Source organism: Pseudomonas sp. MWU318, from assembly GCF_016756945.1.
Classification (GTDB): Bacteria; Pseudomonadota; Gammaproteobacteria; order Pseudomonadales; family Pseudomonadaceae; genus Aquipseudomonas; species Aquipseudomonas putida_A.
Genome location: NZ_JAESJL010000001.1, coordinates 55,900 through 82,721, shown reverse-complemented (window position 1 = coordinate 82,721; position 26,822 = coordinate 55,900). Strand labels below are relative to the sequence as shown.

The following is a 26,822-nucleotide window of genomic DNA, read 5'->3' as shown; positions in this document are numbered from 1 at the left end:
TTTTCACAATGCCGTTACGGACCCAAAAAAACTGGCCCCACGGCGCGATCATGCAGGACGCCGAACACACTCAGTTTGCGCTGTGGGCACCGGATGCGTTTTACGTCAGTGTTGAACTTGAAGACGGCCAGTCCTTGCCGATGTTACCGCAGGCCGATGGCTGGTTCGTGATCAAGATCCGGTGCCCGGCGGGCACCCGCTACCGCTTCAACATCGATGGTGAATTGGAGGTGCCCGACCCGGCCTCCCGCGCCCAGGATGGCGACCTTGACCGCCACAGCGTGGTGGTCGATCCGCTGGCCTATCAATGGCGCAACACCACCTGGCATGGCCGGCCGTGGAGCGAAGCGGTGATTTACGAGTTGCACGTCGGCGCACTCGGCGGCTTTGCCGAAGTCGAGCAGCACTTGGCGCGCCTCGCCGAACTGGGCATCACCGCCATCGAACTGATGCCGCTCGCGCAATTTCCCGGCACCCGCAACTGGGGCTACGACGGCGTGCTGCCCTACGCCCCGCAAGCCTCCTATGGCACTCCGGAACAACTCAAGCACCTGATCGACAGCGCCCACGGCCATGGCCTGGCGGTGATTCTCGACGTGGTCTACAACCACTTCGGCCCTGACGGCAATTACCTCGGGCGCTATGCCAAAGGCTTCTTCCGCGAAGACAAGCACACGCCATGGGGCGCGGCGATCGATTTCCGCCGCCGTGAAGTGCGGGACTTCTTCATTGAAAACGCGCTGATGTGGGTGCTCGAATACCGCTTCGACGGGCTGCGCCTGGACGCAGTGCACGCGATAGAAAGCCCCGACTTCCTGCCCGAACTGGCACAACGCATTCGGCAGCAGATCGATCCGACGCGCCACGTCTGGCTTACCGTGGAGAACGAGCTCAACCAATCGAGCCTGCTCGAAGAGGATTACGACGCGCAGTGGAACGATGACGGCCACAACGCCCTGCACGTGTTGCTGACCGGCGAAACCGACGCCTATTACGCTGACTATGCGCTGCAACCCACCGAGCAATTGGTGCGCTGTTTGAGTCAGGGCTTCGTGTTTCAAGGCCACATCACCCGCCACGGCGAACCGCGCGGCGAGCCCAGCGAACACCTGCCCTCGACCGCTTTCATCCTGTTCCTGCAGAACCACGACCAGATCGGCAACCGGGCCTTCGGCGAACGTTTGCATCAACTGGCCGATCCACGCGCCGTGCAGGCCGCCACCGTGCTGTTGCTGCTGTCACCGATGATTCCGCTGATGTTCATGGGCGACGAATTCGCCGCCGAGCAACCGTTCCTGTTCTTCACCAGCCACCACGGTGAACTGGCGGATCTGGTGCGCGAAGGCCGACGCAATGAATTCGCCGGGTTCAGCGCCTTCGCCGATCCGCACAAACGCGAAAAAATTCCCGATCCGAATGCCGAGCAGACCTTCCACGCCTCGCAGCCTCGCCTGGTCGGCAGCGGCAGCGCAAAACAGCAGGAAACCCTCACGCTGTACCGGCAACTGCTGCAATTGCGCCACCGCTACATCATTCCCAATCTGTCCGGAACCCAGGCGCTCGGCGCGCATATGCTCGGTTTCGGTGCGGTCAGTGCACGCTGGCGGTTGGGCGATGGCAGCGAGCTGCGAATTGACCTGAACCTCAGCGATACGCCAGTGGTCAACCCTGCACAGACCGACGCCGTGTGGCTGTTTCAACAGCCGCCCGCCGTTGCCCTGTCGGAACCGGGCGTACTGCCCGCGTATTGCGCGCTTGTCAGCCTCACGGCCGCAACCCCCTTGCAACCTCTGGATGGAGAGCGCCTATGAGCGATGCGCAACTGGAAATACTCGCAAGCCGCGCCGGCCTCGCCGTCGACTGGATCGACGCCAACGGCCGCCCGCAGAAAGTCGCCCCGGCGGTGCTGCGCAATGTTCTCACCGGCCTGGGTCATCCGGCCAATACCGCGCAGGAAATCGACGCCAGCCTGCTGCAACTGCAACAGGTGCAACAGGATCGCCACCTGCCGCCGCTGCTGACCGCCGATGTCGGTGTTGGTGTTGACCTGGCCCGCTACTTCGAACCGGAAACCCCGTGCGAAGTCCACCTGGAAGACGGTTCACGCCTTAGCCTCAAACTCGATGCCGAAGCCAGACTGCCAGGGTTGATCCCGGTCGGCTATCAACAGGTGCACATCGCCGATCAGTATTTCACCCTGGCCGTGGCCCCCGAGCGCTGCTTCAGCGTCGGCGATGCGGTAGACAACCCGATCCCTCGCGTCTGGGGGTTGAGCGCGCAGTTGTACAGTCTGCGCCGCCCCGGCGATGGCGGTTTTGGTGATACCCAGGCGCTGGAAGAGCTGGCCCGAGTGGCCGGCGAACGCGGCGCCGAGGCGCTGGCGATCAGTCCGCTGCATGCGATGTTCAGCGCCGACACCGGGCGCTACAGCCCGTATTCACCGTCCAGCCGGCTGTTCCTCAATTCCCTGTATGCCGCTCCGGGCGCCATCCTTGGTGAACGGGCGTTGCGTGATGCGATCGACGCCAGCGGTCTGGCCGAGCAATTCAAGCAACTGGAAGACCTCAAACTGATCGACTGGCCTGCCGCCGCCGAGGCCAAGTACAAACTGCTGCAAGCCTTGTACGAAGGCTTCGTTGCCGGCGAGCATCCGTTGCATGCCGACTTCGCCAGTTTCCGCCATGCCGGTGGCGAAGCCCTGGAAAATCACTGCCGCTTCGAAGCCATTCAGGAAATGCGCGCCGCCCGTGGCGAAAGCCTCGACTGGCGACACTGGCCGGAACACTGGCACGAGCCGCGTGGCGCCGCCCTCGAAGCGTTTGCCGAGGAATACGCCGAGCGCATCGGCTATTTCGCCTTTTGCCAATGGCTGATCCATCGTTGCCTGGAGCGTGCACAAACGGCTGCTCGCGGCGCCGGCATGGGCATCGGCCTGATCGCTGACCTCGCGGTCGGTGCCGACGGCGCCGGCAGCCAGGCCTGGAGCTTTCAGGACGAACTGCTCGCCTCGCTTACCGTGGGTGCGCCGCCAGACATTCTCAACCGCTCCGGTCAGGGTTGGGGGATTTCCGCGTTCTCCCCCGAAGGCCTGATCCGCAACGGCTTTCGTGCGTTCATCGACATGTTGCGCGCCAACTTCGCCCATGCTGGCGGGCTGCGTATCGACCATGTGATGGGCCTGCAACGTCTGTGGGTGATCCCTAACGGTTCGGCGCCGGCTGACGGTGCGTACCTGTATTACCCGGTGGACGATCTGCTGCGACTGCTGACCCTCGAATCCCATCGACATCAGGCTATCGTCCTCGGCGAAGACCTTGGCACCGTGCCCGACGGCCTGCGCGAAAAACTAAGCGCGCGGGCGATCCTTGGCATGCGCGTGCTGCTGTTCGAACAGGACAACACCCGCTTCAAACCGATTCTCGACTGGCCGGACAACGCACTGGCGACCACCACCACCCACGACCTGCCGACGCTCAATGGCTGGTGGCATGGCCGCGACATCGACTGGAATGCGCGCCTGGATTTCGTCGACGCCAACGGTGAAATCGAATGGCGCCGGCATCGCCAGCGTGAACGCCAAGGCCTGCGCGATGCGCTGAGTCAGGACCCGCAAAACTTCCGCGAAGAGTCCCACGAGGCCGATCAAGTGGTCGACGCCAGTGTGCGCTTCCTCGGCCACACCCGCGCGCCGCTGGTGCTGTTGCCGCTGGAAGACGCGCTGGGCGTCGACGAGCAAGCCAACCTGCCAGGTACCATCGACAGCCATCCGAACTGGTCGCGGCGCCTGCCCGGCAACAGCGAAGCGTTGCTCGATGGCGCGGATGCCGCGCGCCGCCTGGAACTGCTGGCCTGTGCCCGCCTGCAAGCTGCCGAGCGTGACCAATGAATTCATCGTTCAACCAACCACTGCGCGCCACTCTGCGCCTGCAATTTCACAAGGGTTTCACTCTGGAACAGGCGGTGCCGCTGGTACCGTACTTCGCCCGCCTCGGCATCAGCCACATTTATGCCTCACCGCTGCTCGCGGCCCGCGCCGGCTCGATGCACGGCTACGATGTGGTCGACCCGACCCAGGTCAATCCGGAACTCGGCGGCGAACCGGCGCTGCGGCGTCTGGTCAGCACCCTGCGCGAACACAACATGGGCCTGATCCTCGACATCGTCTCCAACCACATGGCGGTCGGCGGCGGTGACAACCCGTGGTGGCTGGACCTGCTGGAATGGGGCCGCCTGAGCCCGTACGGCGAGTTCTTCGACATCCAGTGGCACTCGCCGGACCCGTTGATGGAAGGCCAATTGTTGCTGCCGTTTCTCGGCAGCGATTACGGCGTCGCGCTGCAGGAAGGCACGCTGAAACTGCGCTTTGATGCTCAGCAGGGACGCTTCCATGTCGAGCATTATGAGCATCACTTCCCGATCTGCCCGAATGACTACGGCGAACTGCTCAAACCGGTCGAAGCGCTGCAATCCCTGGCCGATCGTTTCAGTACCCTCAGCTACCAGACCGACGCGCATGCGCTGGCGATACCGCTCAAGGCTGAACTGAAAGAATTGGCAAGCGATCCGCAGATCCTCGCCGCGATCGAGGAAGGTCTCGCGCATTACGACTCCACGACTGCAGAAGGCTTCGACAAGCTGCACCAGTTGCTCGAACGCCAGAGCTACCGTCTCGCCAGTTGGCGCACCGCAGCGGACGACATCAACTGGCGGCGCTTTTTCGATATCAACGAACTCGGCGGCCTGCGCGTCGAGCGCCCGGCTGTGTTTGAAGCGACCCATGGCAAGATTTTCCAGTTGATCGCCGAAGGCCTGGTCGACGGTTTGCGTATCGACCACATCGATGGCCTCGCCGACCCGCGTGGCTATTGCCGCAAGCTGCGGCGGCGCCTCGACTTTCTTGCGCCGGATCGGCACTTGCCGATCTACGTCGAAAAGATTCTCGGCGCTGGCGAAACCCTGCGCACCGACTGGGCGGTGGATGGCAGCACCGGTTACGAGTTCATGAATCAACTGTCGCTGCTGCAACACGACCCTGAGGGCGAACACGTCCTCGGCGACCTGTGGCAACGGCGTACCGAGCGCCCGGCGGCGTTCATCGAAGAAGCGCAACTGGCACGTCAGCAGATCCTCAACGGCTCGCTGGCCAGTGACTTCGAAAGCGTCGCCCAGGCGCTGCTGCAAGTGGCCCGGGATGACCTGATGACCCGTGACCTGACCCTCGGCGCGATCCGTCGGGTATTGCAGGCGCTGATCGTGCATTTCCCGGTGTATCGCACTTACATCAATGCGCTGGGGCGCGCGGCGCAGGATGAACAGTTCTTCGAGCAGGCCATGGACGGCGCGCGGCAGACGCTGGGCGAAGGCGACTGGCCGGTGCTTGACTGTGTGGCGGCCTGGCTCGGTGGCACACCATGGCGGCACAAGCCACGCGGGCGCTCGCGCAAGATCCTCAAGCACGCTTGCGTACGCTTCCAGCAACTGACGTCGCCGGCAGCGGCCAAAGCCGTGGAAGACACCGCGCTGTATCGCTCGGCAGTGCTGCTGTCGCGTAATGACGTCGGCTACAACACCGAGCAGTTCAGCGCATCGGTCAGCGACTTCCATGCGGTCAATCAGCAACGCCTGGACGCGTTCCCCGACAACTTGCTGGCCACCGCCACCCACGACCACAAACGCGGCGAAGACACCCGTGCACGGCTGGCGATACTCAGCGAACGCAGCCACTGGTACGCCGAACAGGTCGAGTTATGGCGCGCCCTCGCCCGACCGCTGCGCGACGATGATCAAGTGCCGTCGTCCGGCGATGAACTGATCCTGTATCAGGCGTTGCTCGGCAGTTGGCCGCTGCAACTGCGTGATGACGATCAGGCAGGTTTCAGCGACTACGCCGAACGCATCTGGCAGTGGCAACAGAAAGCCCTGCGCGAGGCCAAGCTGCAAAGCAGCTGGAGCGCGCCGAACGAGGCCTACGAAAACGCTGCGCAGACGTTCACCCAACGCCTGCTCAACGGTGCAGAAGGCGAGCTGCTGCGCGCCGCGCTGAGCAAGACCGTCAACAGCATCGCGGCAGCCGGCGCCCTTAACAGTCTGGCGCAAACCTTGCTGCGCATGACCGTGCCGGGGGTGCCGGATCTGTATCAGGGCAACGAGTTCTGGGACTTCAGCCTGGTCGATCCGGACAACCGTCGGCCGGTGGATTACGCCGCGCGCGCGCAAGCTCTGGACGGACACGCGCCGCTCCCGGAGCTGCTGGCGAACTGGCGTGACGGGCGCATCAAGCAAGCGTTGGTCGCCGAGGTGTTGAACCTGCGCGCCGAACACGCCGAGCTGTTTCGCCGGGGCACGTATCAGGCCCTGGAGGTGCTGGGCGAGCAGGCGCACAACGTGCTCGCATTCGCTCGTGAGCACGAGGGCCGCTACGCCATCGTGATCGTGCCGATCCGCTGCGCGACGTTGCTGGAAAACAGTGCCGTGCCACAGGTGGATGCGCTGCGCTGGGGCGATACACGGGTGGTTTTACCGTTCGCCGCCTCTGACACAAACCTGAAGGGACTTTTTCACAGCAGCGCAGTCACAAAAAACAGGGAGCTGAACGTCAGCGCCGCGCTGGGGGATTTCCCGGTCAATCTGTTTATCCAACTCTTTACGTAACGACGAGTTCAGTTCAGGAGCATTGCGATGAGTACCGACGATAAACGCATCCGCGAGTTTGCCTATCAGATCTGGGAATCGGAGGGCAAACCTGAAGGTCATGAAGCGCGTCATTGGGAAATGGCGCGCAAACTGGCCGAAGCCGAGGCCCTCGCGCCGAAGAAGTCGCCCAAAGCCCCTGGCAGCAAAGCCGCCGGCAAAGGCCCCGAAAGCAAAGCCCCGGCGGCCAAGCCGAAGCCTCCGGCGGCGGCCAAAGCCAAACCGGCAAGCGCCGCCAAAGTCGTACCGCCGGGTGAAAAGCCCGCCGAGAAAAAGCCGCGCGCCCCACGCAAGCCCCCGGCCAACTGACCCACCCGGAATATTGAACTGAATCACCGTGTGGCGAGTTCGCTCGCCACCGAGGGCCAACTCGTCCTCAAGAAACCCCAAACAACCCCTGTCAGGGAGAGATGTCTGTGGTGAGGGGATTCATCCCCGATCGGCTGCGAAGCAGTCGCAGGGCCGCTGCGCGACCCATCGGGGATAAATCCTCTCACCACAGATTCTGTGCCCACAGTTGATCCGTTATCCGAACCAACCCGTTTTGCAGGAGCAATCATGTCCAGTCCAAAAAAAGCCGAGCCCGCAGCGCACGCTGAGCCGTCCAGAATCCGTGAAGGTCTGCCCTTCCCGCTCGGCGCCACCTGGGATGGTCTGGGGGTGAACTTTGCGCTGTTTTCCGCCAACGCCACCAAGGTCGAACTGTGCATCTTCGACGATGCCGGCGAAGTCGAACTCGAACGCATCGAACTGCCGGAATACACCGACGAGATCTACCACGGTTATCTGCCCGACGCCCACCCGGGGCTGATCTACGGCTACCGCGTCTATGGCCCGTACGACCCGGCCAACGGCCACCGCTTCAACCACAACAAACTGCTGATCGACCCCTACGCCAAGCAACTGGTCGGCGAGTTGAAATGGTCCGAGGCGCTGTTCGGCTACACCATCGGCCACCCCGACGCCGACCTCAGTTTCGATGAACGCGACAGCGCGCCGTTCGTGCCCAAGTGCAAGGTCATCGACCCGGCGCACACCTGGGGCAACGACCACCGTGTCAGCGTGCCGTGGGACAAAACCATCATTTATGAAACCCACGTACGCGGCATCAGCATGCGTCACCCTTCGGTGCCGGAGAACGTGCGCGGTACGTTTGCCGGCCTGATGGTCGACGACGTGCTCGAACACATCCGCAAACTCGGCGTGTCGAGCGTGGAACTGCTGCCGATCCATGCCTTCGTCAACGATCAGCATTTGCTGCACAAGGGCATGACCAACTACTGGGGCTACAACAGCATCGCCTTCTTCGCCCCCGACCCGCGCTATCTGGCCAGCGGCAAGATCGCCGAGTTCAAGGAGATGGTCGCGCACCTGCACGAGGCCAATCTGGAAGTGATCCTCGACGTGGTCTACAACCACACCGCCGAGGGCAACGAACAAGGTCCGACCCTGTCGATGCGCGGTATCGACAACGCCTCGTATTACCGGTTGATGCCGGACGACAAGCGCTACTACATCAACGATTCCGGCACCGGCAACACCCTCGACCTGAGTCATCCGTGCGTGCTGCAGATGGTCACCGATTCGCTGCGCTACTGGGCCAGCGAGATGCACGTCGACGGTTTCCGCTTCGACCTGGCGACCATTCTCGGGCGCTATCACGACGGTTTCGACGAGCGCCACAGCTTCCTCGTCGCCTGCCGTCAGGACCCGGTGCTGCGTCAGGTAAAAATGATCGCCGAGCCTTGGGACTGTGGCCCCGGTGGCTATCAGGTCGGCCACTTCCCGCCGGGCTGGGTCGAGTGGAACGACAAATTCCGCGACACCGTGCGCGCGTTCTGGAAAGGCGACGACGGCCAGGTCGCCGACTTCGCCAGCCGCATGACCGCGTCCGGCGAGATGTTCAACCAGCGCGGGCGGCGGCCGTACTCGTCGGTGAACTTCATCACCGCGCATGACGGTTTCACCCTCAACGATCTGGTGTCGTACAACGACAAGCACAACGAAGCCAACGACGAGAACAACCAGGACGGCAGCAACAACAACCTGTCGTGGAACCACGGCGTCGAAGGCCCGACCGATGACCCGGAGATCAACGCGCTGCGCCACCGGCAGATGCGCAACTTCTTCGCCACGCTGCTGCTGTCGCAGGGCACACCGATGATCGTTGCCGGCGACGAATTCGCCCGCACCCAGGACGGCAACAACAACGCCTATTGCCAGGACAGTGAGATCGGCTGGGTCAACTGGGACCTGAGCGAGGACGGCAAGGCGCTGCTCAAATTCGTCAAACGCCTGATCAAGTTGCGTATGGCTTATCCGATCCTGCGTCGCGGGCGCTTCCTGGTCGGCGAATACAACGAGGACATCGGCGTCAAGGACGTCACCTGGCTGGCGCCGGACGGCACCGAGATGACCACCGAGCATTGGCATGACGCGCACAACCGTTGCCTGGGCATGCTCCTTGATGGTCGCGCGCAGGAAACCGGGATCCGCCGCAAAGGCGCCGATGCGACGTTGCTGCTGGTGGTCAACGCCCACCACGACATCGTCAACTTCAGCCTGCCGGAAGTGCCGGAAGGCAGCTTCTGGACCTGCATGATCGACACCAATCAGCCGTCGATTCGCGGTCAGGAACGCTTCGATTTCGGCCATGAGTATTCAGTCACCGGGCGTTCGCTGCTGCTGTTCGAACTGCAACGCGAAGAAGAAGACTGATATGGACCTGCACAGCTATCTGGCGCGCCGCCCGCCGGACTATCACGACACCGCCGCACTCGGCCATTGCCTGCGGGCGCTGGTCGAGGCCGGTCTGGATCAGTTGCCGCTGCCCGGTAGCGGCCGCACGCTTGAGCGCTTTCAGCGTCTGGCCGAAGTCGGCGGACACGATCTGGGCTTGTGCAAACTCTTCGAAGGCCACACCGACGCATTGGCGATCATCGAACAGCTTGGTGGCTCGCCCACACCGGGCAGCACTTGGGGCATGTGGGCGGCTGAACCACCGCAGGCTCGGGTGCAGGTGCGACCGGCCGGGCACATGGTGCGCCTCGACGGGCGCAAGGCCTGGTGTTCCGGGGCGGCGGTGCTCAGCCATGCGCTGCTCACCGCGTGGGATGCCGAGGATCGCCAGCAACTGGTCGCGGTGGCGCTGGATCAACCGGGCGTGACCATCACCGATCAGGGCTGGGAAGCGGTCGGCATGGGCGCCACCGGCAGCGTCGAAGTGTTGTTCGACGGCGCCGAAGCCCAGGCCATCGGCGAACCCGGTGACTACCTGAATCGTCCGGGTTTCTGGCAAGGCGGGATCGGCATCGCCGCGTGCTGGTACGGCGCGGCGCGGCAGATCGCCGAGGTGCTGCGTCAACACTGCGCACAACGCGAGGAGCCGCACGCCCTCGCCCACCTCGGTGCGGTCGATTCAGCGCTGTACGCGGCAGCCAATGTGTTGCGCTTCAGTACCTTGCACATTGATGCGCATCCCGAAGCCGATGCCGAACTGTTGGCCCGGCGCGCCCGTGCCGTGGTCGAGCAATCGGCTGAGCAAGTGATGCGCGAGACCGGGCGGGCGCTGGGTGCCGGGCCGTTCTGCAAGGATCGGCACTTCGCCCGGCTGATCGCTGATCTGCCGGTGTTCCTGCGCCAGAGCCATGCCGAGCGTGATCTCGCCGCGCTCGGCCAGTCGCTGGCCGAACACCCCGAGGAGGCCTGGACGCTATGAATGCCGCCAACAAACCCGACCCGATCATCGGCCACCAGGGCACTTCGCTGCTGCAATGGCAACATTCGCGGCACCTGGCGGCGCTGGACAGCGTCGATGTCCTGAGTCTGGTGCCACCGGGCGCGCGGGCGGTGATCGTCGCCCCGCACCCGGACGACGAAGTGCTCGGCTGCGGCGGGATGCTGCAGTTGCTGGCCGCCGCCGGGCGTCAGTTGCAACTGATCTCGGTCACCGATGGCAGCGCCAGTCATCCTGGCTCCGAGCGTTGGCCGGTCGAACGCCTGAGCGTGGTACGGCCGCAGGAATCGGCCGAAGCCCTGCGCCGCCTCGGCGTGCCGCTGCACCGGATGAAATGGTTGCGCGGCGGTTTCAGCGATAGCCAGGTCGCCGCGGATGAGCCGTCGCTGATCGCCTTCATCGAACGCCACTTGCGCCCCGGCGACGTGGTGTTCAGCACCTGGTGCGAGGACGGCCACTGCGATCACGAAGCCGCCGGTCGCGCCAGTATCGAGGCCGCACGGCGGGTTGGCGCCACCTGCCACGAATTGCCGGTATGGACCTGGCATTGGGCCTCCCCCGAAGACGCCTCGGTGCCATGGCAGCGCGCACGCAAGATTCTGTTGTCGCCGGAGCAAGTGGCGCGCAAACGCCACGCGGTGCATGCGTTCGCCAGCCAACTGGAAGGCGACCCGCAAGCCGGGCTAAAACCGGTATTGGCGCCGTACGTGCTGGATCGTCTGCTGCAACCGTTTGAAGTGGTGTTCCTATGAGTGTCGAAGATCGCTACTTCGACGGATTGTTCAGCGCCAACGACGATCCCTGGGCGTTCCGCGAGCGCTGGTACGAACAGCGCAAACGCGCGATCACCCTCGCCGCCCTGCCCCGCGCACATTATCGGGCGATCTTCGAACCCGGTTGCGCCAATGGCGAACTCAGTGCCGAGCTCGCCGAGCGCTGCGATCGCCTGCTGTGTTGCGACACCGCCAGTGCCGCGGTGAACCTGGCGCGTACCCGATTGAGCCTGTTTGACCACGCCGAAGTGCGCCAGAGTCGCCTGCCCGGTGACTGGCCGGAGGAAAAATTCGACCTGATTGTATTTAGCGAAATCGGCTACTACCTCGATGCCCAGGATCTGACAGAAGTGATCCGCCGCATCAGTGAATCCCTGACGGCTGACGGGCAATTGCTCGCTTGCCACTGGCGCCCGCCCATCGACAACTGCCCGCTGAATGCGCGGCAGGTGCATGACCTGATTCACGAGCAACTGCCGCTGCCGCGTCTGGCACTGCATCAGGAAGCGGACTTCATCCTTGAAGTCTGGAGCCGCGAGCCGCGCTCGGTGGCCGCACTGGAGGGCCTGCGATGATCGGTATTCTGATTCCGGCGCATAACGAGGAAGACCTGCTGGAACAGTGCCTGACAGCCGCCGTGCGCGCCAGCAAACACGGGCTGCTGGCCGGTGAGCCGGTCGAAGTGCTGGTGGTGCTCGACAGCTGCACCGACCGCTCGGCGCAGATCGTCAAGCGCTTTCCCGTACAGAGCCTGCACATCGACGCGCGCAATGTCGGTCAGGCACGGGCCGCTGGCGCGCAGGTCCTGCTGGAGCGCGGCGCCCGCTGGATTTCCTGCTCCGACGCCGACAGCCGAGTAGCCGATGACTGGCTGGTGGCGCAGCTGGGGCTGGGCGCCGACGCGGTATGCGGCACCGTGACCGTCGAACACTGGGATCAATCGTTCGACGAAGCCGCGCAGATTCGCTACCACAGTCACTATCAGGCCCGTGACGGGCATCGCCACATCCACGGCGCCAACCTCGGGGTCAGTGCCGACGTTTACCGCTGGGCCGGTGGTTTCCCGCCGCTGGCCTGCGACGAAGATGTGCAACTGGTGCGGCGACTGGAGCGGTGCGGTGCCAACATCGCCTGGAGCCATCGCCCGCAAGTGCGCACCAGCGCCCGTCTGGACAGTCGCGCACGGGGTGGATTCGGTGACTATCTGCGAAATCTGGCACAGCCTGGTTAAAAAAAAGCGGATCAGATTGATCTGTGACGCGACGAATCAACTTTCATGAGCAATACTCTGCTGCGCGGCAATCCAGGGTTCGGAGCGTCGCACGGCAATTCATCCGCCTTCACGGGTCGCGCGCACCTGGTTTTCCACGGTGTCTGCACGACTGAGGGCCAGAGACAACAAGGACGTAATACCCATGAAACCGTTATCCCTCAGCGATAATCCGCTGCCGGCGCAAATATGGAACAGCGCCCGGCAACTGGACAACATCCCCGTCATCAATACCCACAGTCTGGTGCCACCCGGTGCCCGAGCCGTCGTTGTCGCCCCGCATCCGGGCGATGAGGTGGTGACCTGTGGCGGGCTCCTGCAACTGCTCTCAAGCCTCGGCCATCCGCTGCAACTGCTGTCGATCACTGACGGCAGCGCCAGCCATCCCGGTTCACGGCAATGGTCGGAAAAACGTCTGAGCGTGTTCCGCCCCCAGGAAAGTGTCGAAGCCCTGCGCCGCCTCGGCTTGCCGATGCACAGCCTGAAATGGGTGCGTGGCGGGTTCACCGACAACGCGCTGCTCGACCGCGAGGCCGACCTCACCGACTTCATCGCTCGCTACCTGCGCCCCGGCGACGTGGTGTTCAGCACCTGGCGCGACGATCGTACGGATGATCACGAAGCGGTCGGCCGCGCGAGTGCCACAGCGGCGGCGCAAGTCGGCGCAACGTTCCATGACGTGCCGGTCTGGGCCTGGCACTGGCCGGAACGCGACCAAAACCTGATCCCTTGGGAACGCGCGCGCAAACTGCGACTCGACACTTGGACCGTGGCGCGCAAGAGCCACGCCACCCACGCCTACGCCAGCCAGCTCATGGGCGAACCGGCAATCGGCATTGCGCCGCTGCTGCCGCGGGTGATCCTCGAACGTATGCGCTTGCCGTACGAAATCGTCCTCATCTGAAACCCCTTCTCCCCTGTAGGAGTGAGCCTGCTCGCGATAGCGGTGTGTCAGTCAACGCAGTTATGGTTGATCGACCGCCATCGCGAGCAGGCTCACTCCTACAGAGGATTTGCCGGGCGCATAACCTGTGCGCCACCGCAGAACCTGTGCAGGAGCGAGCCTGCTCGCGATGAGGCCAGAACTATCAGCGCCTATTCCCTGGGCACAACATTATCCAGCGCCTGATTCACCGCCAACTCCCCCAGCATCACCACTTGCGCAATGCCCAACACCGTATTGCGACTCGGCCCTTCCAGCGTGCCGGCGAAATCGCCGAGCATGACCGTGGCTGAGGCCAGGGATTCGCAGGCGTTGGCCAGCAGGGATTCGGTGTCGGTTTGTGGATTGACGAGGAACATGCTGCTGGGGGTGTATGGCGTTGCCATGATTTGCGCGGGTGCGAGGTAGTGGTCGAGGGCACGTTCGGCGGCTTCGTGAAGTTTTCTGGAGTTGAGGGATTCGTAGGGCGATACCGGGTCTGTGGCCGGCGGATTGGGTGGGGTTTCGGACATCAGCTGGAACTCCGATCAAGACACTTTGAAAGAATGATGACCTGTAGGAGCTGCCGCAGGCTGCGATCTTTTGATCTTGATCTTGAGAAACAAAATCAAAAGATCGCAGCCTTCGGCAGCTCCTACAGGGGACCGGGCAGTTAGTTCGGCACGCGGCGGCCGTCCAGTACCCGGTTGACCATCAGTTCACTGAGCATGATCACCTGATGCAGCATCAGCATGGCCCGGCGCTGTGAGTGGTCGACGGTGTCGCCGATATCGCGGGCCATGTCGCTGGCGGCCGCTAACGACTCGCAGGCCTCGACCAGCAATGTTTCTTCGTCCACGGTGGGGTCGATGAGGAAGATTCGGCTTGATTTGCCTGACGGTACTGAAGGGATCGAGATCTTCAGGGCGCCAGGGTTGAGGTAGAAATTGATGGCGCGGTCGGTTGCCGCTTTTATCTTCTGCGGATCGAGGGCCGGGTCGTACGGGATAGGGTCGACGTCCGGGGGGTTGGGTGTGGCTTTGAACATGGATGAAACTCCGTATCGAGAAATAGGAGCCATCACCCTCGCTACCAAACGATGGGTGGCGGCCATGCGCGGGTTGGTAGACCGGTCGATACGGAACCCGGCGCTCACGAATGAGCCCCACGCATGTCCACCATAAAACTGAGCCCCCAAAAGAGGCTACATAAGGTGACGCCATACGACCGTACCGAAATGGGCTACCAAACCCGATCACTGTTTTCCAGTGACAGAGAAACGATAAGCCCAACGCATAGCCGTGTAAGCCGGCGGATTCTGGCGTAGGCGTAGGTAACGGCGCAAGGCGTTGTAGCCGTTATGGCGTAACGGTTCGTGTATTTTAAACGCGCTTGCCGATTCACGTTTATGTCCGAGGCTGCTCGGTTTTTTTGATGATGTCTGGTCGAGCGCTTTCGCGAGCAGGCTCACTCCCACAGGTTTTCTGGCGGCTCTGGTGATTTGTATTACGGCATGGGGCATCTGGAAGGAACTGCCCGCTCACAGACCAGTCGCATGAACAGGAAGCCGTTTTTTCAGAGGAGTGAACGTGTCCAGCGATCCCAAGCGTCACGCCGTCGACGCACCCGTCATCCATCGCCTGCGCGTGCTGACGGTCAACACTCACAAGGGGTTTACCGCCCTCAACCGGCGCTTCATCCTGCCGGAACTGCGCGAAGCGGTGCGCAGCACCTCGGCTGATCTGGTGTTTCTGCAGGAGGTGGTGGGCGAACACGAGCGACATTCCAATCGCTACCACGAGTGGCCGCAAACCTCGCAATACGAATTTCTCGCCGACAGCATGTGGAGCGACTTTGCCTACGGGCGCAACGCGGTGTACCCCGATGGCCACCATGGCAATGCCCTGCTGTCGAAATACCCGATCCGCGAATACCGCAACCTCGACGTGTCGATCACCGGCCCCGAGCGCAGAGGCCTGCTGCACTGCGTGCTGGACGTACCGGGCCACGCCGAAGTCCACGCGATCTGCGTGCACCTGAGTCTGCTGGAAAGCCACCGCCAATTGCAGTTGCAGCTGCTTTGCCAGTTGCTCGAATCATTGCCCGACGATGCGCCGGTTATCATTGCCGGCGACTTCAATGACTGGCAGCTGCAGGGCAATGCCGCCCTCGCCCGCCGCGATTACCTGCACGAAGCCTTCGAACGCCACCACGGCCGCCCGGCCAAGACCTACCCTGCGCGTTTTCCACTGCTGCGCCTGGACCGCATCTACCTGCGCAATGCCAGCAGCCACGACCCGCAGATCCTCGGCAACAAGCCGTGGACACACTTGTCGGATCATTTGCCGCTGGCGGTGGAAGTGCACCTGTAATCCTGCTGCGGCAGCGATCCCCGGATCACCGAAAACGCCTGAGGGAGCAGGCTTGAACGCGATGACGGCGAATCAGGCAACAGAGATGTTGAATGTTCCGACCTCTTCGCGAGCAAGCTCACTCCCACAGGGTTAGCGGTGTCTGGATCAACCCTCCGGCTTGAGAATCAACACCGCCAGCGGCGGCAGATTCAGCTCCAGCGACAACGACTGGCCATGGCTCGGCACCTCTTCGGTAAACGCCCCGCCGCCATTGCCATAATTCGAACCGGCGTAGGTGTCGGCATCGCTGTTGAGCAGTTCGTTCCAGCGCCCGGCGAACGGCACCCCGACCCGGTACGACTGACGCGGCACCGGAGTAAAGTTGGCCACCACCAGCACCGGTTTGCCGTCCTTGCTCCAGCGCAGCCACGCGTACACGCTGTTGATCGCATCATCGCCGATCAACCACTGGAAGCCCTGCGGCGCATCGTCTTGGTCATGCAGCGCCGGTTCCTCGCGGTACAGGCGGTTGAGGTCGCCGACCAGTTTCTGCACGCCTTTGTGTTCCGAGTATTGCAGCAGGTACCAGTCCAGTTGCTGATCGTGATTCCACTCGCGCCACTGGCCGAATTCGCAGCCCATGAACAACAGCTTCTTGCCTGGATGGGTCCACATGAAACTCAGATAGGCGCGCAGGTTGGCAAATTTCTGCCAGCGGTCGCCGGGCATCTTGTCGATCAGCGAGTGCTTGCCGTGCACCACTTCGTCGTGGGAGATCGGCAGGATGAAACGCTCGGACCAGGCGTAAACCAGGCCGAAACTCAATTCGTTGTGATGGTGCGCGCGGTACACAGGGTCCTGCTGGATGTAGTGCAGCGAATCGTGCATCCAGCCCATGTTCCATTTATAGGCAAAACCGAGGCCGCCCTGCTGCGTGCTCTGACTGACGCCCGGCCATGCGGTGGACTCCTCGGCGATCACCAGCGCCCCCGGGGCTTCCAGCTCGACCACGTCATTCAAATGGCGGAGGAAATCGATCGCCTCCAGATTCTCGCGCCCGCCGTGACGGTTCGGCACCCATTCGCCGGCCTTGCGCGAATAGTCGCGATAGAGCATCGAGGCCACCGCATCAACGCGCAGACCGTCAATGTGGAAATGCTTCAACCAGTGCAGCGCCGACGCCAGCATGTAGCCGTGCACTTCGGTGCGCCCCAGGTTGTAGATCAGCGTGTCCCAGTCCTGATGGAAGCCTTCCAGCGGGTTGCCGTATTCGTACAGCGCGGTGCCGTCGAACTGCGCCAGGCCATGGGTATCGGTAGGAAAATGCGCCGGCACCCAGTCGAGGATCACGCCGATATCGGCGCGGTGACAGGCGTCGACGAACTCACCGAACTGCTCCGGCGTGCCGTAACGGGCGCTCGGGGCGAATTGCGAGAGCAACTGATAACCCCATGAGCCGCCAAACGGGTGCTCCATGATCGGCATCAGTTCGATGTGGGTGAAACCCAGCTCCTTGACGTAAGGAATCAGCCGCTCGGCCAGCTCCGGCCAGGTATACTGGCGGGCGACTTCGCCCAGATCGTCCAGCTCGCATTGCCACGATCCGGCATGCAATTCGTAGATCGACAGCGGCGCTGAATGCTTCTGCCGCTCGCGGCGGCCGTTCATCCAGTCCTGATCCTGCCAGTTGATCTGCAGCGGCGCGGCGACTTTCGAAGCAGTGTCCGGCGGCAGACTGGTGGCCAAGGCCATCGGGTCAGCCTTCAGCGGCAGGATGCCGTGGGCGCCGAGGATTTCGTACTTGTACAACTCCCCTGCTTGCAGGCGCGGAATGAACAACTCCCAGACCCCGGATGGATGCCGCAGGCGCATCGGATGCCGGCGACCGTCCCAGACGTTGAAATCACCGACCACCGACACTCGGCGAGCATTCGGCGCCCACACGGCGAAACGCACGCCATCAACGCCATCGACCGTGGTCAGTTGCGCGCCGAGGCAACTGCTGAGGTCGCGGTGATTGCCTTCGGCGAACAGATACAAATCCATCTCGCCGAGCAACTGGCCAAAGCTGTAGGGATCTTCCGCCACCTGTTCGCCGCCGGCCCAACGCGTGCGCAGCAGATACGGTCGCGCCTGATCGAAGTGACCGACAAACAGCCCCGGGGTTTCGGTGGCTTGCAGCTCGCCGCGTTCTTCACCGCTGTCCTTGTCCAGCACTTCGACTTTCAACGCACCCGGCAGATAAGCGCGGATGAATTGCCCACCGGCACCATCACCGTGTGGGCCGAGAATGGAAAACGGGTCGTGGTGTTCAGCGCGCACCAGGGCGTCGATGTCCCGCGCCGCCGGCAATAACGCTTCTTTAGCGTGACCCTGTTCCTTGTTCGAGAAACTCATGACTACTCTCCACCAAGATCGGAAAAGGGTTTAAGCCCTGTCAATAACCCATACAAACCGTGCAACGGCACGGGCAGCCACGTGGGGCGATTTTCGGCTTCATAGGCCACTTCATAGGCCGCCTTCTCCAGGCCGAACAGCGCAAGCGCAGCGTCGGCACCCGCAGGATCCTGCCAGGCATGATCAAGACTAGCTGCCGCTTGGCGATACGCCTGAACAAATGCGTCGCGCGCCTCACGCAGGTAGCGCTCGGCAACCCGATGGCGGGCCGCTTCGGACTCTGGACTGTGATCGACGTTGTGTACGTTGATGGTCATCGCCGCCGCGTAATCGAAGGAACGCAGCACGCCGCTGACGTCTTTGTACGGACTGTGTTTGCCACGCCGCTCGTGCAGCGGCCGCGCCGGTTCACCCTCGAAGTCGATCAGGTAGGCATCGCCCTTGATCACTAGCACCTGCCCCAGGTGCAAGTCGCCGTGGACACGGATACGCAAGCCGCCCACGGCTTTTTGCGCGAGTTCCTGCACATGGCCGAGGATGACCTTTTTGTTGTCCAGGAGTCGCGCGACCATTTTCTGATCCGCCGCACTCAGATGACTTTGATGTTGCTTCAGCAGTTTCAAGGCATGCTCGACCTGCGCCGCAACGTCCTTGCCGGCGGCTTGAGCATCCTTGGCACTGGTGGTTTGCGGGGCGAAGTCGGGGTTGTCGCTCGGCGCCGCCAGCACCTGGTGCATTTCGCCCAGACGCTGGCCGAGCATGCCGGCAAAGTCCTTCAGTTCGCCGAGGGCGTTGTAATGCTGTTCCTGCTCGGACATCGCGTCCGCCAGCTCATCACGCAACGCCCGTTCGAGGTTGTTCTGCGTCCATTCCCAGGCATCGCCCTGATTGCTCAGATAGCCTTGGGCGATCATCAGCAGATTGTCTTCGCCTGCGGCGTCGCGGCGGATTACCGAGCCGAGCAGCGGCGAGATGTTGGCGAAACCGGCCTCGGTCAGGTACGCACTCATTTCCAGTTCCGGGTGCACACCGGAGGCGACCTTGCGGATCAGCTTCAGCACCAGGCTGTTGCCGATCACCACCGAACTGTTCGACTGCTCGGCCGACAGATAGCGCACTTCCGACTCGGCACCGAGGCCGAGTTTTTCCAGCTGCGCGGTCGGCGCGAAACGAATCTCGCCCTGTTCGGAGTTGAGCACGGTGTTGCTCTGCATGCCTTGCAGCACCGCGTGGACAAACGTTTCAAGGCTGAAGGCATCCGTGATCAGACCGACCTGACGCCCGCGACGAACACGCGACAATGCCAGTTGCTGCGGCAACGCCGGCCCGACCTGATCTTCGGCGATGAAGCCGAACGGCAATTGATAGCGACTGGTCTGCCCGGCGCTGGTGACTTCGATCTCGCTGAGCAGCACCGGATGCTGCGCGTCGCCGAAGCGCACGCCGTAGGCCAGATTGACCTGCTCGATGGCCGCGTCCTTGCCGGCGAACCAGCGGCGGTTCTGCAGCCAGCTCGGCAGGATGCTCTGCTCCAGGGTGTTGCGGGTCGGCGTTTCGAGGAGTTCCTCCATGCGTTTTTTCAGCACCAGGGTGGTGAAGTCCGGCAGGCTCTGCGCCGGTTCCACGTGCCAGCTCGGCATCTGGTTTTCCGTGGCCAGAGCGAACCAGTAGAAACCGTACGGCGCCAGGGTCAGGAGGAAATTCAACTGGCCGATCGGCGGGAACGCGTTACCGCCGAGCATCTCCACCGGGACCATGCCGACGTAGGCCGACAGATCGAGTTCCGCCGCCTGCGCGCTGCGCGAGACGTTGGCCACGCAGAGAATGATTTCGTGCTTGCCGTCGGCGTCGGTGAACTCGCGGGTGTAGGCCAGAATCCGTCGGTTGCTCGGCGAAAGCATCTTCAGCGTGCCACGACCGAACGCCTTGGACTGCTTGCGCACGGCGAGCATGCGTCGCGTCCAGTTCAGCAGCGAGTGCGGGTCGCCGGCCTGGGTTTCGACGTTGACCGACAGATAACCGTATTGCGGGTCCATGATCGGCGGCAGCACCAGACTGGCCGGATCGGCGCGGGAGAAGCCGCCGTTGCGGTCAATCGACCATTGCATCGGCGTGCGCACGCCGTCGCGGTCGCCGAGGTAGATGTTGTCGCCCATGCCGATTTCGTCGCCGTAATACAACGTCGGCGTGCCGGGCATCGACAGCAGCAGGCTGTTGAGCAACTCGACGCGGCGACGATCACGCTCCATCAACGGTGCCAGACGCCGACGAATGCCAAGGTTGATCCGCGCGCGGCGGTCAGCGGCGTAGTAATTCCACAGGTAGTCGCGCTCCTTGTCGGTGACCATCTCCAGCGTCAACTCATCGTGGTTGCGCAGGAAGATTGCCCACTGGCAGTTGGCAGGAATTTCCGGGGTCTGCCGCAAAATGTCGGTGATCGGGAAGCGATCCTCCTGGGCTAGCGCCATGTACATGCGCGGCATCAGCGGGAAGTGAAAGGCCATGTGGCATTCGTCGCCGTTGACGCCCTCGGCATCGGTGTCGCCGAAGTACAGCTGGGTGTCTTCCGGCCATTGGTTGGCCTCGGCCAGCAGCATGCGGTCCGGGTAATTGGCGTCGATCTCGGCACGGATCTGCTTGAGGACATCGTGGGTCTCGGGCAGGTTTTCGTTATTGGTGCCGTCGCGCTCGATCAGGTACGGAATCGCGTCGAGGCGCAGGCCGTCGATGCCCATGTCCAGCCAGTAACGCATCACCGACAGCACCGCTTTCATCACTTGCGGATTGTCGAAGTTGAGGTCGGGCTGGTGCGAATAGAAACGGTGCCAGAAGTACTGACCGGCGACCGGGTCCCAGGTCCAGTTGGACTTCTCAGTGTCGAGGAAGATGATCCGCGTGCCGTCGTACTTCTGGTCGTCATCCGACCATACGTAAAAGTCGCGCGCCGCCGAACCGGGCTTGGCCTTGCGCGCCCGCTGGAACCACGGGTGCTGATCCGAGGTGTGGTTGATGACCAGCTCGGTGATCACCCGCAAACCACGCTTGTGCGCCTCGGCGATAAAGCGCTTGGCATCGGCCATGGTCCCGTAGTCGCTGTGCACACCTCGGTATTCGGCGATGTCGTAACCGTCATCGCGACGTGGCGACGGGTAGAACGGCAGTAGCCAGATGGTGTTGACGCCGAGTTCGGCGATGTAATCGAGTTTGGCGATCAGGCCGGGAAAGTCGCCGATCCCGTCGTTGTTGGAGTCGAAAAAAGATTTGACGTGAACTTGATAGATCACCGCATCCTTGTACCAGAGCGGGTCTTTGATAAAGGTGGCTGCCTTGGGTTTCTTCGCCATGTGAAACTCCTGCTGAATTCTGTGCGATTCCTCTGTAGGAGCTGCCGGAGGCTGCGATCTTTTGATCTTGCTTCTAAAAATCAAAGGCAAAAGATCGCAGCCTTCGGCAGCTCCTACACGGGTCGGTGTGTGTCTTACGCGGCAGTAATCCGCCAAATCCCGAACGGCTGGTACGCCGGGTCAATGCGCATGAACTGATACTTGCCATGCCAGTCCCAGCGATGCCCGTTCATCAAGTCCTCACCGTGGGTGGTTGCGTCGTCGGGCAGGCCCATCTCCCACAGCGGCAGCTCGAAATTGGCTTCCTGCACGTTGTGCGGATCGAGGCTCACCGCCACCAGAATGAAATTGCTGCCGTCAAAGCTGCGCTTGCCGAAGTACAGAATGTTGTCGTTCCAGGCGTTGTAGACCTTCAGCCCCAGGTGCGTGTGCAGCGCCGGATTCTGCCGGCGGATGCGGTTGAGCTGGGCGATTTCGGCAATGATGTTGCCCGGCGCATTGAAGTCGCGGACGCGGATCTCGTACTTCTCCGAATCGAGGTATTCCTCCTTGCCCGGCACCGGCGCCGCTTCGCACAACTCATAACCGGAATACATGCCCCACAAGCCCGAGCCCATGGTCGCCAGCGCCGCGCGGATCAGAAACCCCGGCCGCCCCGACTCATGCAGGAACGCCGGGTTGATGTCCGGCGTGTTGACGAAGAAGTTCGGCCGGTAGCATTCACGCCACGGCGACTCGTTGAGTTCACTGAAGTAGGTCGCCAGCTCCGACTTAGTGTTGCGCCAAGAGAAATAGGTGTAGCTCTGGGAATAACCGACCTTGCCCAGACGCGCCATCATCGCCGGCGTGGTGAACGCCTCGGCGAGGAACATCACTTCGGGGTGCAGTGCCCGCACATCGGCAATCAGCCATTGCCAGAACGGCAGCGGCTTGGTGTGCGGATTGTCGACACGGAAGATCTTCACGCCTTCGTTGACCCAGCCGACCACGATGTCGCGCAGCTCGACCCACAGACTGGGGATCGCGTCCGGCGCATAGAAGTCGACGTTGACGATGTCCTGATATTTCTTCGGCGGGTTTTCCGCGTATTTGATCGTGCCGTCCGGGCGCCAGTTGAACCAGCCCGGATGCTGCTTGAGCCACGGGTGATCCTGAGAACACTGAATGGCGAAATCGAGGGCGATTTCCAGGCCATGCTCAGCGGCGGCGGCCACCAGCCGGCGGAAGTCTTCGCGAGTACCGAGCTGCGAGTGAATCGCCTCGTGCCCGCCCTCCTCACTACCGATCGCGTACGGACTGCCCGGATCATCCGGGCCGGCGGTCAGGGAATTGTTGCGGCCCTTGCGGTGGGCGCGGCCGATCGGGTGGATCGGCGTGAAGTACAGCACGTCGAAGCCCATGTCCTGAATCATCGGCAGACGCGAGTGCACGTCGTTGAAGGTGCCGTGACGCTTGGGATCGTCGGTGATCGAGCGCGGAAACAGCTCGTACCAACTGGCAAACTCGGCGAGTTCCCGTTCGACATCCACCGGGAATTCGGCGCTGAGGCTCAGATAGGCACGGTGATCGGCCTGCGCCATCAATTGCGCACTGCGCGAGTGCAAAAACAGCGCCACCTGCTCGGTTTCGAGCAGGCCGGACAATTCATGGTGCAAGGCGGCGAGTTGTTCGCTGAGCTGACCGTCGCTGCGCTCGGCGGCCTGCTGCACCATGCTGCGGCCTTCCTGAAGTTCGAGCGATACCGGGACGGCGGCGTTGTGCTTCTTCTCCAGTTCGTACTGAAAACTGGCGAAATGGTCGATCCACGCTTCGATGCAGTACAGATAGCGACCCTGGCGGTCGGGACGAAACTGCCCCTGCCAACTGTTATTGCCCAGCTCGGTCATCACCTCGCTATGCCAGGACTCTTCGCCCTCGGCACGCCAGCGGATGCGCACGGCCAGCTTGTCATGGCCGTCGGCGAAGACCTTGCTGGTGACGATCACGTCACGCTCGACGATCGACTTCACGGCAAACTGCCCGCCATCGAGGGTCGGCATGGTGTTTTCGATCACGATGCGCGGCAGCAGCAACGCCTGCGACAGCGGCATGTGCGGGTTGTAGCTCTGCTCTGAAGGTTTTTCAGCAGACATCGAGCATCTCTCCTTAACGCCCCAAGGACGCTCTTGTGCCGGAACAGTGTTCACAATGAGGCACCGGCCCCGACTTGAACTCACTTAGGTTCCGAGCGACCGGCGCGGGGAAAAGTTCACAGGGATTTGTCTGGTCAGAAAAGCGGATCGAATTCATCACACGGTGGTCAATCCACTTAAGCACTTCTCACGCCATGTGCCACACGGAGGTCTACAGATGAACATCCCGATCCCGGCCGAAACGCCTGATCCGAACATCGACAAACCCACCCTGCCCGAGACCGAGCCGCAGCCGATTCCCGAGCAGGAACCACCGGGCACCACGCCACCGCCGAAGGAAGAACCGCCGACGACGATGCCGCCCGTCATCGTCTGAGCACCACGCCCTCCCTGTAGGAGCTGCCGAAGGCTGCGATCTTTTGATCTTGTTTTTTAAAATCAACGTCAAAAGATCGCAGCCTTCGGCAGCTCCTACAGGGGGGGTTACAGGGTGATTGCGGGTTGTTACAGATGGCGGTTTTTCTCCCCTTCCTTCTCGAACATCCTGACCACCCGTGGCATCACGCTGAAAATCCCCAGCGCCAGCAAAGTGCTGAGCAGCGCCGTCGCTTCCCTGCCCAACCCGGCCGCCACGCCGATCGCCGCCGTCATCCACAACCCGGCTGCCGTGGTCAATCCTTTCACATGCCCTTCGTCACCTTCCTGATTCTTCAGAATCGTACCGGCACCGAGAAAGCCGATCCCGGCGATCACCCCCTGCAACACCCGGCTCATCGCATCGGATTCAGCCCCTGAGGTCTGCGGCACCAGCACAAACAGCGCCGCCCCTAGTGCCACCAGCATGTGCGTGCGCACCCCGGCGGCCTTGCCCTTGTGCTCCCGCTCGAAACCCAGAATCCCGCCCAGCACCGCCGCCATCAGCAGGCGCACGGTGATGCGCGTCAGTTGCGAGGCATCGCCGACGTCGGCGAACTCCGCTTGCAGCGTCACCCACACTTCATGCCACCAGGCGTTCATCGCTCCATCCTTCTTATCTGTCGTTAGTGGATGGACAGCGGCGACCATTAATCAGTTGCGCAGAACGATCAGCAAAGCGCGCGCCCTAACCTTTCAGGTACTCATGAAAAAAGGACAGCCTCATGCCCGTTCGAATCGATGAATCCAATCCCGAAGCAAAAGTGTGTTTTTTCACCGTCGAAAATGGCGAGGAAATTCGTATCTGCGACACGCTGGAAGTCAAAACCGATAGCGAAAAAGCCATGTCGTTCGTAGAGATTGAAGGCCGGCGCGTTTACATCACCGAAGCAGAAGCCGATGCACTGACCGTCGCCGGTGCGAAGGATGGCCGCAAGCACCTGAAGGCTGACGAGAGTGATTCGGTGATTTGACTGATCCGGATCAACCCCCGGTGCAGACGTCTGCGATAGGCGTTTGCGCCTGCGTCTGCGGGCTGCTTCAAGTTGTCGCAGGGCCTGGATCAAAAGCCATCTGATACGCTTTTTATTCAAATAGCTGAGTCTGTTATGCAAACAGATCGACGCTCATAGTTCATTTGCCTGATGGAGGCTGATGAGCGAACGACCATGAGCGAACAAATCCCCGTCCGAACCGTAGAAGCAAGCCCCACCATAAAAAATGTGCCTGGTCGCCCCATGAAGGCGAAGGCCGGCTCCACCGACAATCACATCTACACTCGCAGTTTCACCGGCCTGTTCCGTACCTTGCGCATCAGCGGCGCGGGCTTTCTGTTTCTGCTGTTCTTGGGCACCGTGTGGCTGAACTGGGGCGGTCGTCAGGCCGTGCTGTGGGACTTGGCCGAAAGCAAATTCCACATCTTCGGCGCGACCTTCTGGCCACAGGATTTCATCTTGCTCTCGGCGCTGCTGATCATTGCTGCGTTCGGTCTGTTCGCCATCACCGTGTTCGCCGGCCGGGTCTGGTGCGGTTACACCTGCCCGCAGAGCTCGTGGACGTGGATCTTCATGTGGTGCGAAAAAGTCACCGAGGGCGAACGCAACCAGCGGATCAAACTGCAAGCGGCGCCCTGGGGCCTGAACAAACTGGCCCGGCGCGCGGCCAAGCACACCCTGTGGCTGGCGATCAGCGTGATGACCGGGCTGACGTTTGTCGGCTACTTCACGCCGATCCGGCCGCTGGCCGAAGAGCTGTTCACCCTGCAGATCGGCGGGGTCAGTCTGTTCTGGGTGCTGTTCTTCACCGCCGCCACTTACATCAACGCCGGTTGGCTGCGCGAAGCGGTGTGCATGCACATGTGCCCGTATGCGCGGTTCCAGAGCGTGATGTTCGACAAGGACACTTTGGCGATTTCCTACGACGTCGCCCGTGGCGAAAACCGTGGCCCGCGCAAACGCGACGTGAAACCCGCCGAAGCCGGCCTGGGTGATTGCATCGATTGCCAGTTGTGCGTGCAGGTCTGCCCGACCGGCATCGACATCCGCGACGGCCTGCAGATGGAATGCATCGGCTGCGCGGCGTGCATCGACGCCTGTGATTCGATCATGGACAAAATGAACTACCCGCGCGGCCTGATCCGCTACAGTTCCGAGCGCGAATTGCAGGGTGGCAAGACCCATCTGCTGCGACCTCGGCTGATTGGTTATGTCGCGGTGCTGCTGGTGATGATCGGCGCACTGGCGCTGGCCTTGGTTGAGCGGCCGATGGTCTCGCTGGACGTGACCAAGGATCGCGGGCTGTTCCGCGAGAACGGTCAGGGCCAGATCGAGAACATCTACACCCTCAAGGTCATCAACAAGACCCAACAGCGCCAGGACTACACCCTGAGCCTGGTGGACGGCGACGGCTTCCAGTTGCAGGGCAAGACCGAACTGAGCCTGGCGCCGGGGGAGATTGTCGATGTGCCGGTGTCGGTGGCGATGACCACCGAACGTCCGACCAGCAGCTCGCAGACCTTGAGTTTCAAGATCGCCGACAGCGACGAGCCCGAGATTTATAGCGTGGCGAAAAGCAGGTTTGTGGCGCCGATGAATCGCTGAGCCGTTAGAATCCTCCCCCTCACCCCAGCCCTCTCCCCCAGGGGGCGAGGGGGAAAGGGAGCAGATCTCAGTGGTTTTCAAACCCGAGTTCGACTCCGGGCTTTCAAGTCGGCGTAACTCGAACATACAACCCGATCAGTCCCCTCTCCCTCCGGGAGAGGGCTAGGGTGAGGGGCTTTCCCTGACACCC

At 62.2% G+C, this 26,822-nt stretch carries 20 protein-coding genes; 14 read left to right on the top strand and 6 right to left on the bottom strand.

Features of this window, described 5'->3' with window-relative positions:
• Positions 1-8: 8 nt before the first annotated feature.
• From treZ to JN524_RS00305, 10 genes are all read left to right on the top strand, one after another.
• The gene (gene treZ / locus JN524_RS00350) at positions 9-1,811 is read left to right on the top strand and encodes a malto-oligosyltrehalose trehalohydrolase (RefSeq protein WP_202368055.1); all 1,803 of its coding nucleotides are present in this window, start codon (positions 9-11) and stop codon (positions 1,809-1,811) included.
• Complete coding sequence (gene malQ, locus JN524_RS00345; RefSeq protein ID WP_202368054.1) at positions 1,808-3,886, top strand: 4-alpha-glucanotransferase; 2,079 nt, start codon at positions 1,808-1,810, stop codon at positions 3,884-3,886. Before treZ ends, malQ begins: the two co-directional genes overlap by 4 nt.
• The gene (locus JN524_RS00340) at positions 3,883-6,651 is read left to right on the top strand and encodes a malto-oligosyltrehalose synthase (RefSeq protein ID WP_202368053.1); all 2,769 of its coding nucleotides are present in this window, start codon (positions 3,883-3,885) and stop codon (positions 6,649-6,651) included. The genes malQ and JN524_RS00340 overlap by 4 nt, the downstream gene beginning before the upstream one ends.
• Positions 6,652-6,678: 27 nt before the next feature.
• Positions 6,679-6,999, top strand: coding sequence for a DUF2934 domain-containing protein (locus JN524_RS00335; protein WP_202368052.1), 321 nt, complete (start codon positions 6,679-6,681; stop codon positions 6,997-6,999).
• 249 nt (positions 7,000-7,248) lie between these two features.
• A complete protein-coding gene (glgX, locus tag JN524_RS00330) occupies positions 7,249-9,408 on the top strand; it encodes a glycogen debranching protein GlgX (RefSeq protein ID WP_202368051.1) in 2,160 nt (719 codons plus the stop codon).
• Position 9,409: 1 nt separating this feature from the next.
• Positions 9,410-10,408 carry an acyl-CoA dehydrogenase family protein gene (locus tag JN524_RS00325; protein WP_202368050.1) on the top strand — a complete coding sequence of 333 codons (999 nt, stop codon included), beginning with the start codon at positions 9,410-9,412 and terminating at the stop codon, positions 10,406-10,408.
• Positions 10,405-11,178, top strand: a complete 774-nt coding sequence (locus tag JN524_RS00320) for a PIG-L deacetylase family protein (RefSeq protein ID WP_202368049.1) — start codon at positions 10,405-10,407, stop codon at positions 11,176-11,178. Before JN524_RS00325 ends, JN524_RS00320 begins: the two co-directional genes overlap by 4 nt.
• Positions 11,175-11,774, top strand: a complete 600-nt coding sequence (locus JN524_RS00315; RefSeq protein WP_202368048.1) for an SAM-dependent methyltransferase — start codon at positions 11,175-11,177, stop codon at positions 11,772-11,774. Before JN524_RS00320 ends, JN524_RS00315 begins: the two co-directional genes overlap by 4 nt.
• Positions 11,771-12,430: a glycosyltransferase gene (locus JN524_RS00310; RefSeq protein WP_202368047.1), complete on the top strand. Its 660-nt coding sequence runs from the start codon at positions 11,771-11,773 to the stop codon at positions 12,428-12,430. The genes JN524_RS00315 and JN524_RS00310 overlap by 4 nt, the downstream gene beginning before the upstream one ends.
• Before the next feature lie 184 nt (positions 12,431-12,614).
• The gene (locus tag JN524_RS00305; protein WP_202368046.1) at positions 12,615-13,373 is read left to right on the top strand and encodes a PIG-L deacetylase family protein; all 759 of its coding nucleotides are present in this window, start codon (positions 12,615-12,617) and stop codon (positions 13,371-13,373) included.
• 191 nt (positions 13,374-13,564) lie between these two features.
• On the opposite strand, the gene JN524_RS00300 is transcribed toward JN524_RS00305, so the two are convergent.
• Entirely contained in the window at positions 13,565-13,924 is a 360-nt protein-coding gene (locus tag JN524_RS00300; protein ID WP_202368045.1) for a DUF6124 family protein, read from the bottom strand.
• A gap of 140 nt (positions 13,925-14,064) precedes the next feature.
• The gene (locus tag JN524_RS00295; protein WP_202368044.1) at positions 14,065-14,439 is read right to left on the bottom strand and encodes a DUF6124 family protein; all 375 of its coding nucleotides are present in this window, start codon (positions 14,437-14,439) and stop codon (positions 14,065-14,067) included.
• Positions 14,440-14,980: 541 nt separating this feature from the next.
• Here JN524_RS00295 and JN524_RS00290 point away from each other — a divergent pair.
• Positions 14,981-15,763: an endonuclease/exonuclease/phosphatase family protein gene (locus JN524_RS00290; protein ID WP_098963919.1), complete on the top strand. Its 783-nt coding sequence runs from the start codon at positions 14,981-14,983 to the stop codon at positions 15,761-15,763.
• Between the two features lie 147 nt (positions 15,764-15,910).
• Here JN524_RS00290 and glgB read toward each other — a convergent pair whose 3' ends face one another.
• The 3 genes from glgB to JN524_RS00275 form a co-directional block, all read right to left on the bottom strand.
• Positions 15,911-18,142, bottom strand: coding sequence for a 1,4-alpha-glucan branching protein GlgB (gene glgB / locus JN524_RS00285; RefSeq protein WP_095135576.1), 2,232 nt, complete (start codon positions 18,140-18,142; stop codon positions 15,911-15,913).
• Positions 18,143-18,144: 2 nt separating this feature from the next.
• Positions 18,145-21,486, bottom strand: a complete 3,342-nt coding sequence (gene treS / locus JN524_RS00280; RefSeq protein WP_202368043.1) for a maltose alpha-D-glucosyltransferase — start codon at positions 21,484-21,486, stop codon at positions 18,145-18,147.
• Positions 21,487-21,620: 134 nt separating this feature from the next.
• Positions 21,621-23,618: an alpha-1,4-glucan--maltose-1-phosphate maltosyltransferase gene (locus JN524_RS00275; RefSeq protein WP_202368042.1), complete on the bottom strand. Its 1,998-nt coding sequence runs from the start codon at positions 23,616-23,618 to the stop codon at positions 21,621-21,623.
• Positions 23,619-23,835: 217 nt separating this feature from the next.
• Between JN524_RS00275 and JN524_RS00270 the strand changes: the two genes are divergently transcribed.
• On the top strand, positions 23,836-23,994 hold the full coding sequence (locus tag JN524_RS00270) for a hypothetical protein (RefSeq protein WP_003224520.1): 159 nt from the start codon (positions 23,836-23,838) through the stop codon (positions 23,992-23,994).
• Positions 23,995-24,122: 128 nt separating this feature from the next.
• Here JN524_RS00270 and JN524_RS00265 read toward each other — a convergent pair whose 3' ends face one another.
• Positions 24,123-24,635 carry an MgtC/SapB family protein gene (locus JN524_RS00265; RefSeq protein WP_202368041.1) on the bottom strand — a complete coding sequence of 171 codons (513 nt, stop codon included), beginning with the start codon at positions 24,633-24,635 and terminating at the stop codon, positions 24,123-24,125.
• A 122-nt stretch (positions 24,636-24,757) separates the two neighbouring features.
• On the opposite strand from JN524_RS00265, the gene JN524_RS00260 reads away from it, so the two are divergent.
• Entirely contained in the window at positions 24,758-25,006 is a 249-nt protein-coding gene (locus tag JN524_RS00260) for a DUF3203 family protein (protein WP_027613724.1), read from the top strand.
• A 195-nt stretch (positions 25,007-25,201) separates the two neighbouring features.
• Complete coding sequence (ccoG, locus tag JN524_RS00255) at positions 25,202-26,632, top strand: cytochrome c oxidase accessory protein CcoG (protein WP_202368040.1); 1,431 nt, start codon at positions 25,202-25,204, stop codon at positions 26,630-26,632.
• Positions 26,633-26,822 lie beyond the last annotated feature (190 nt).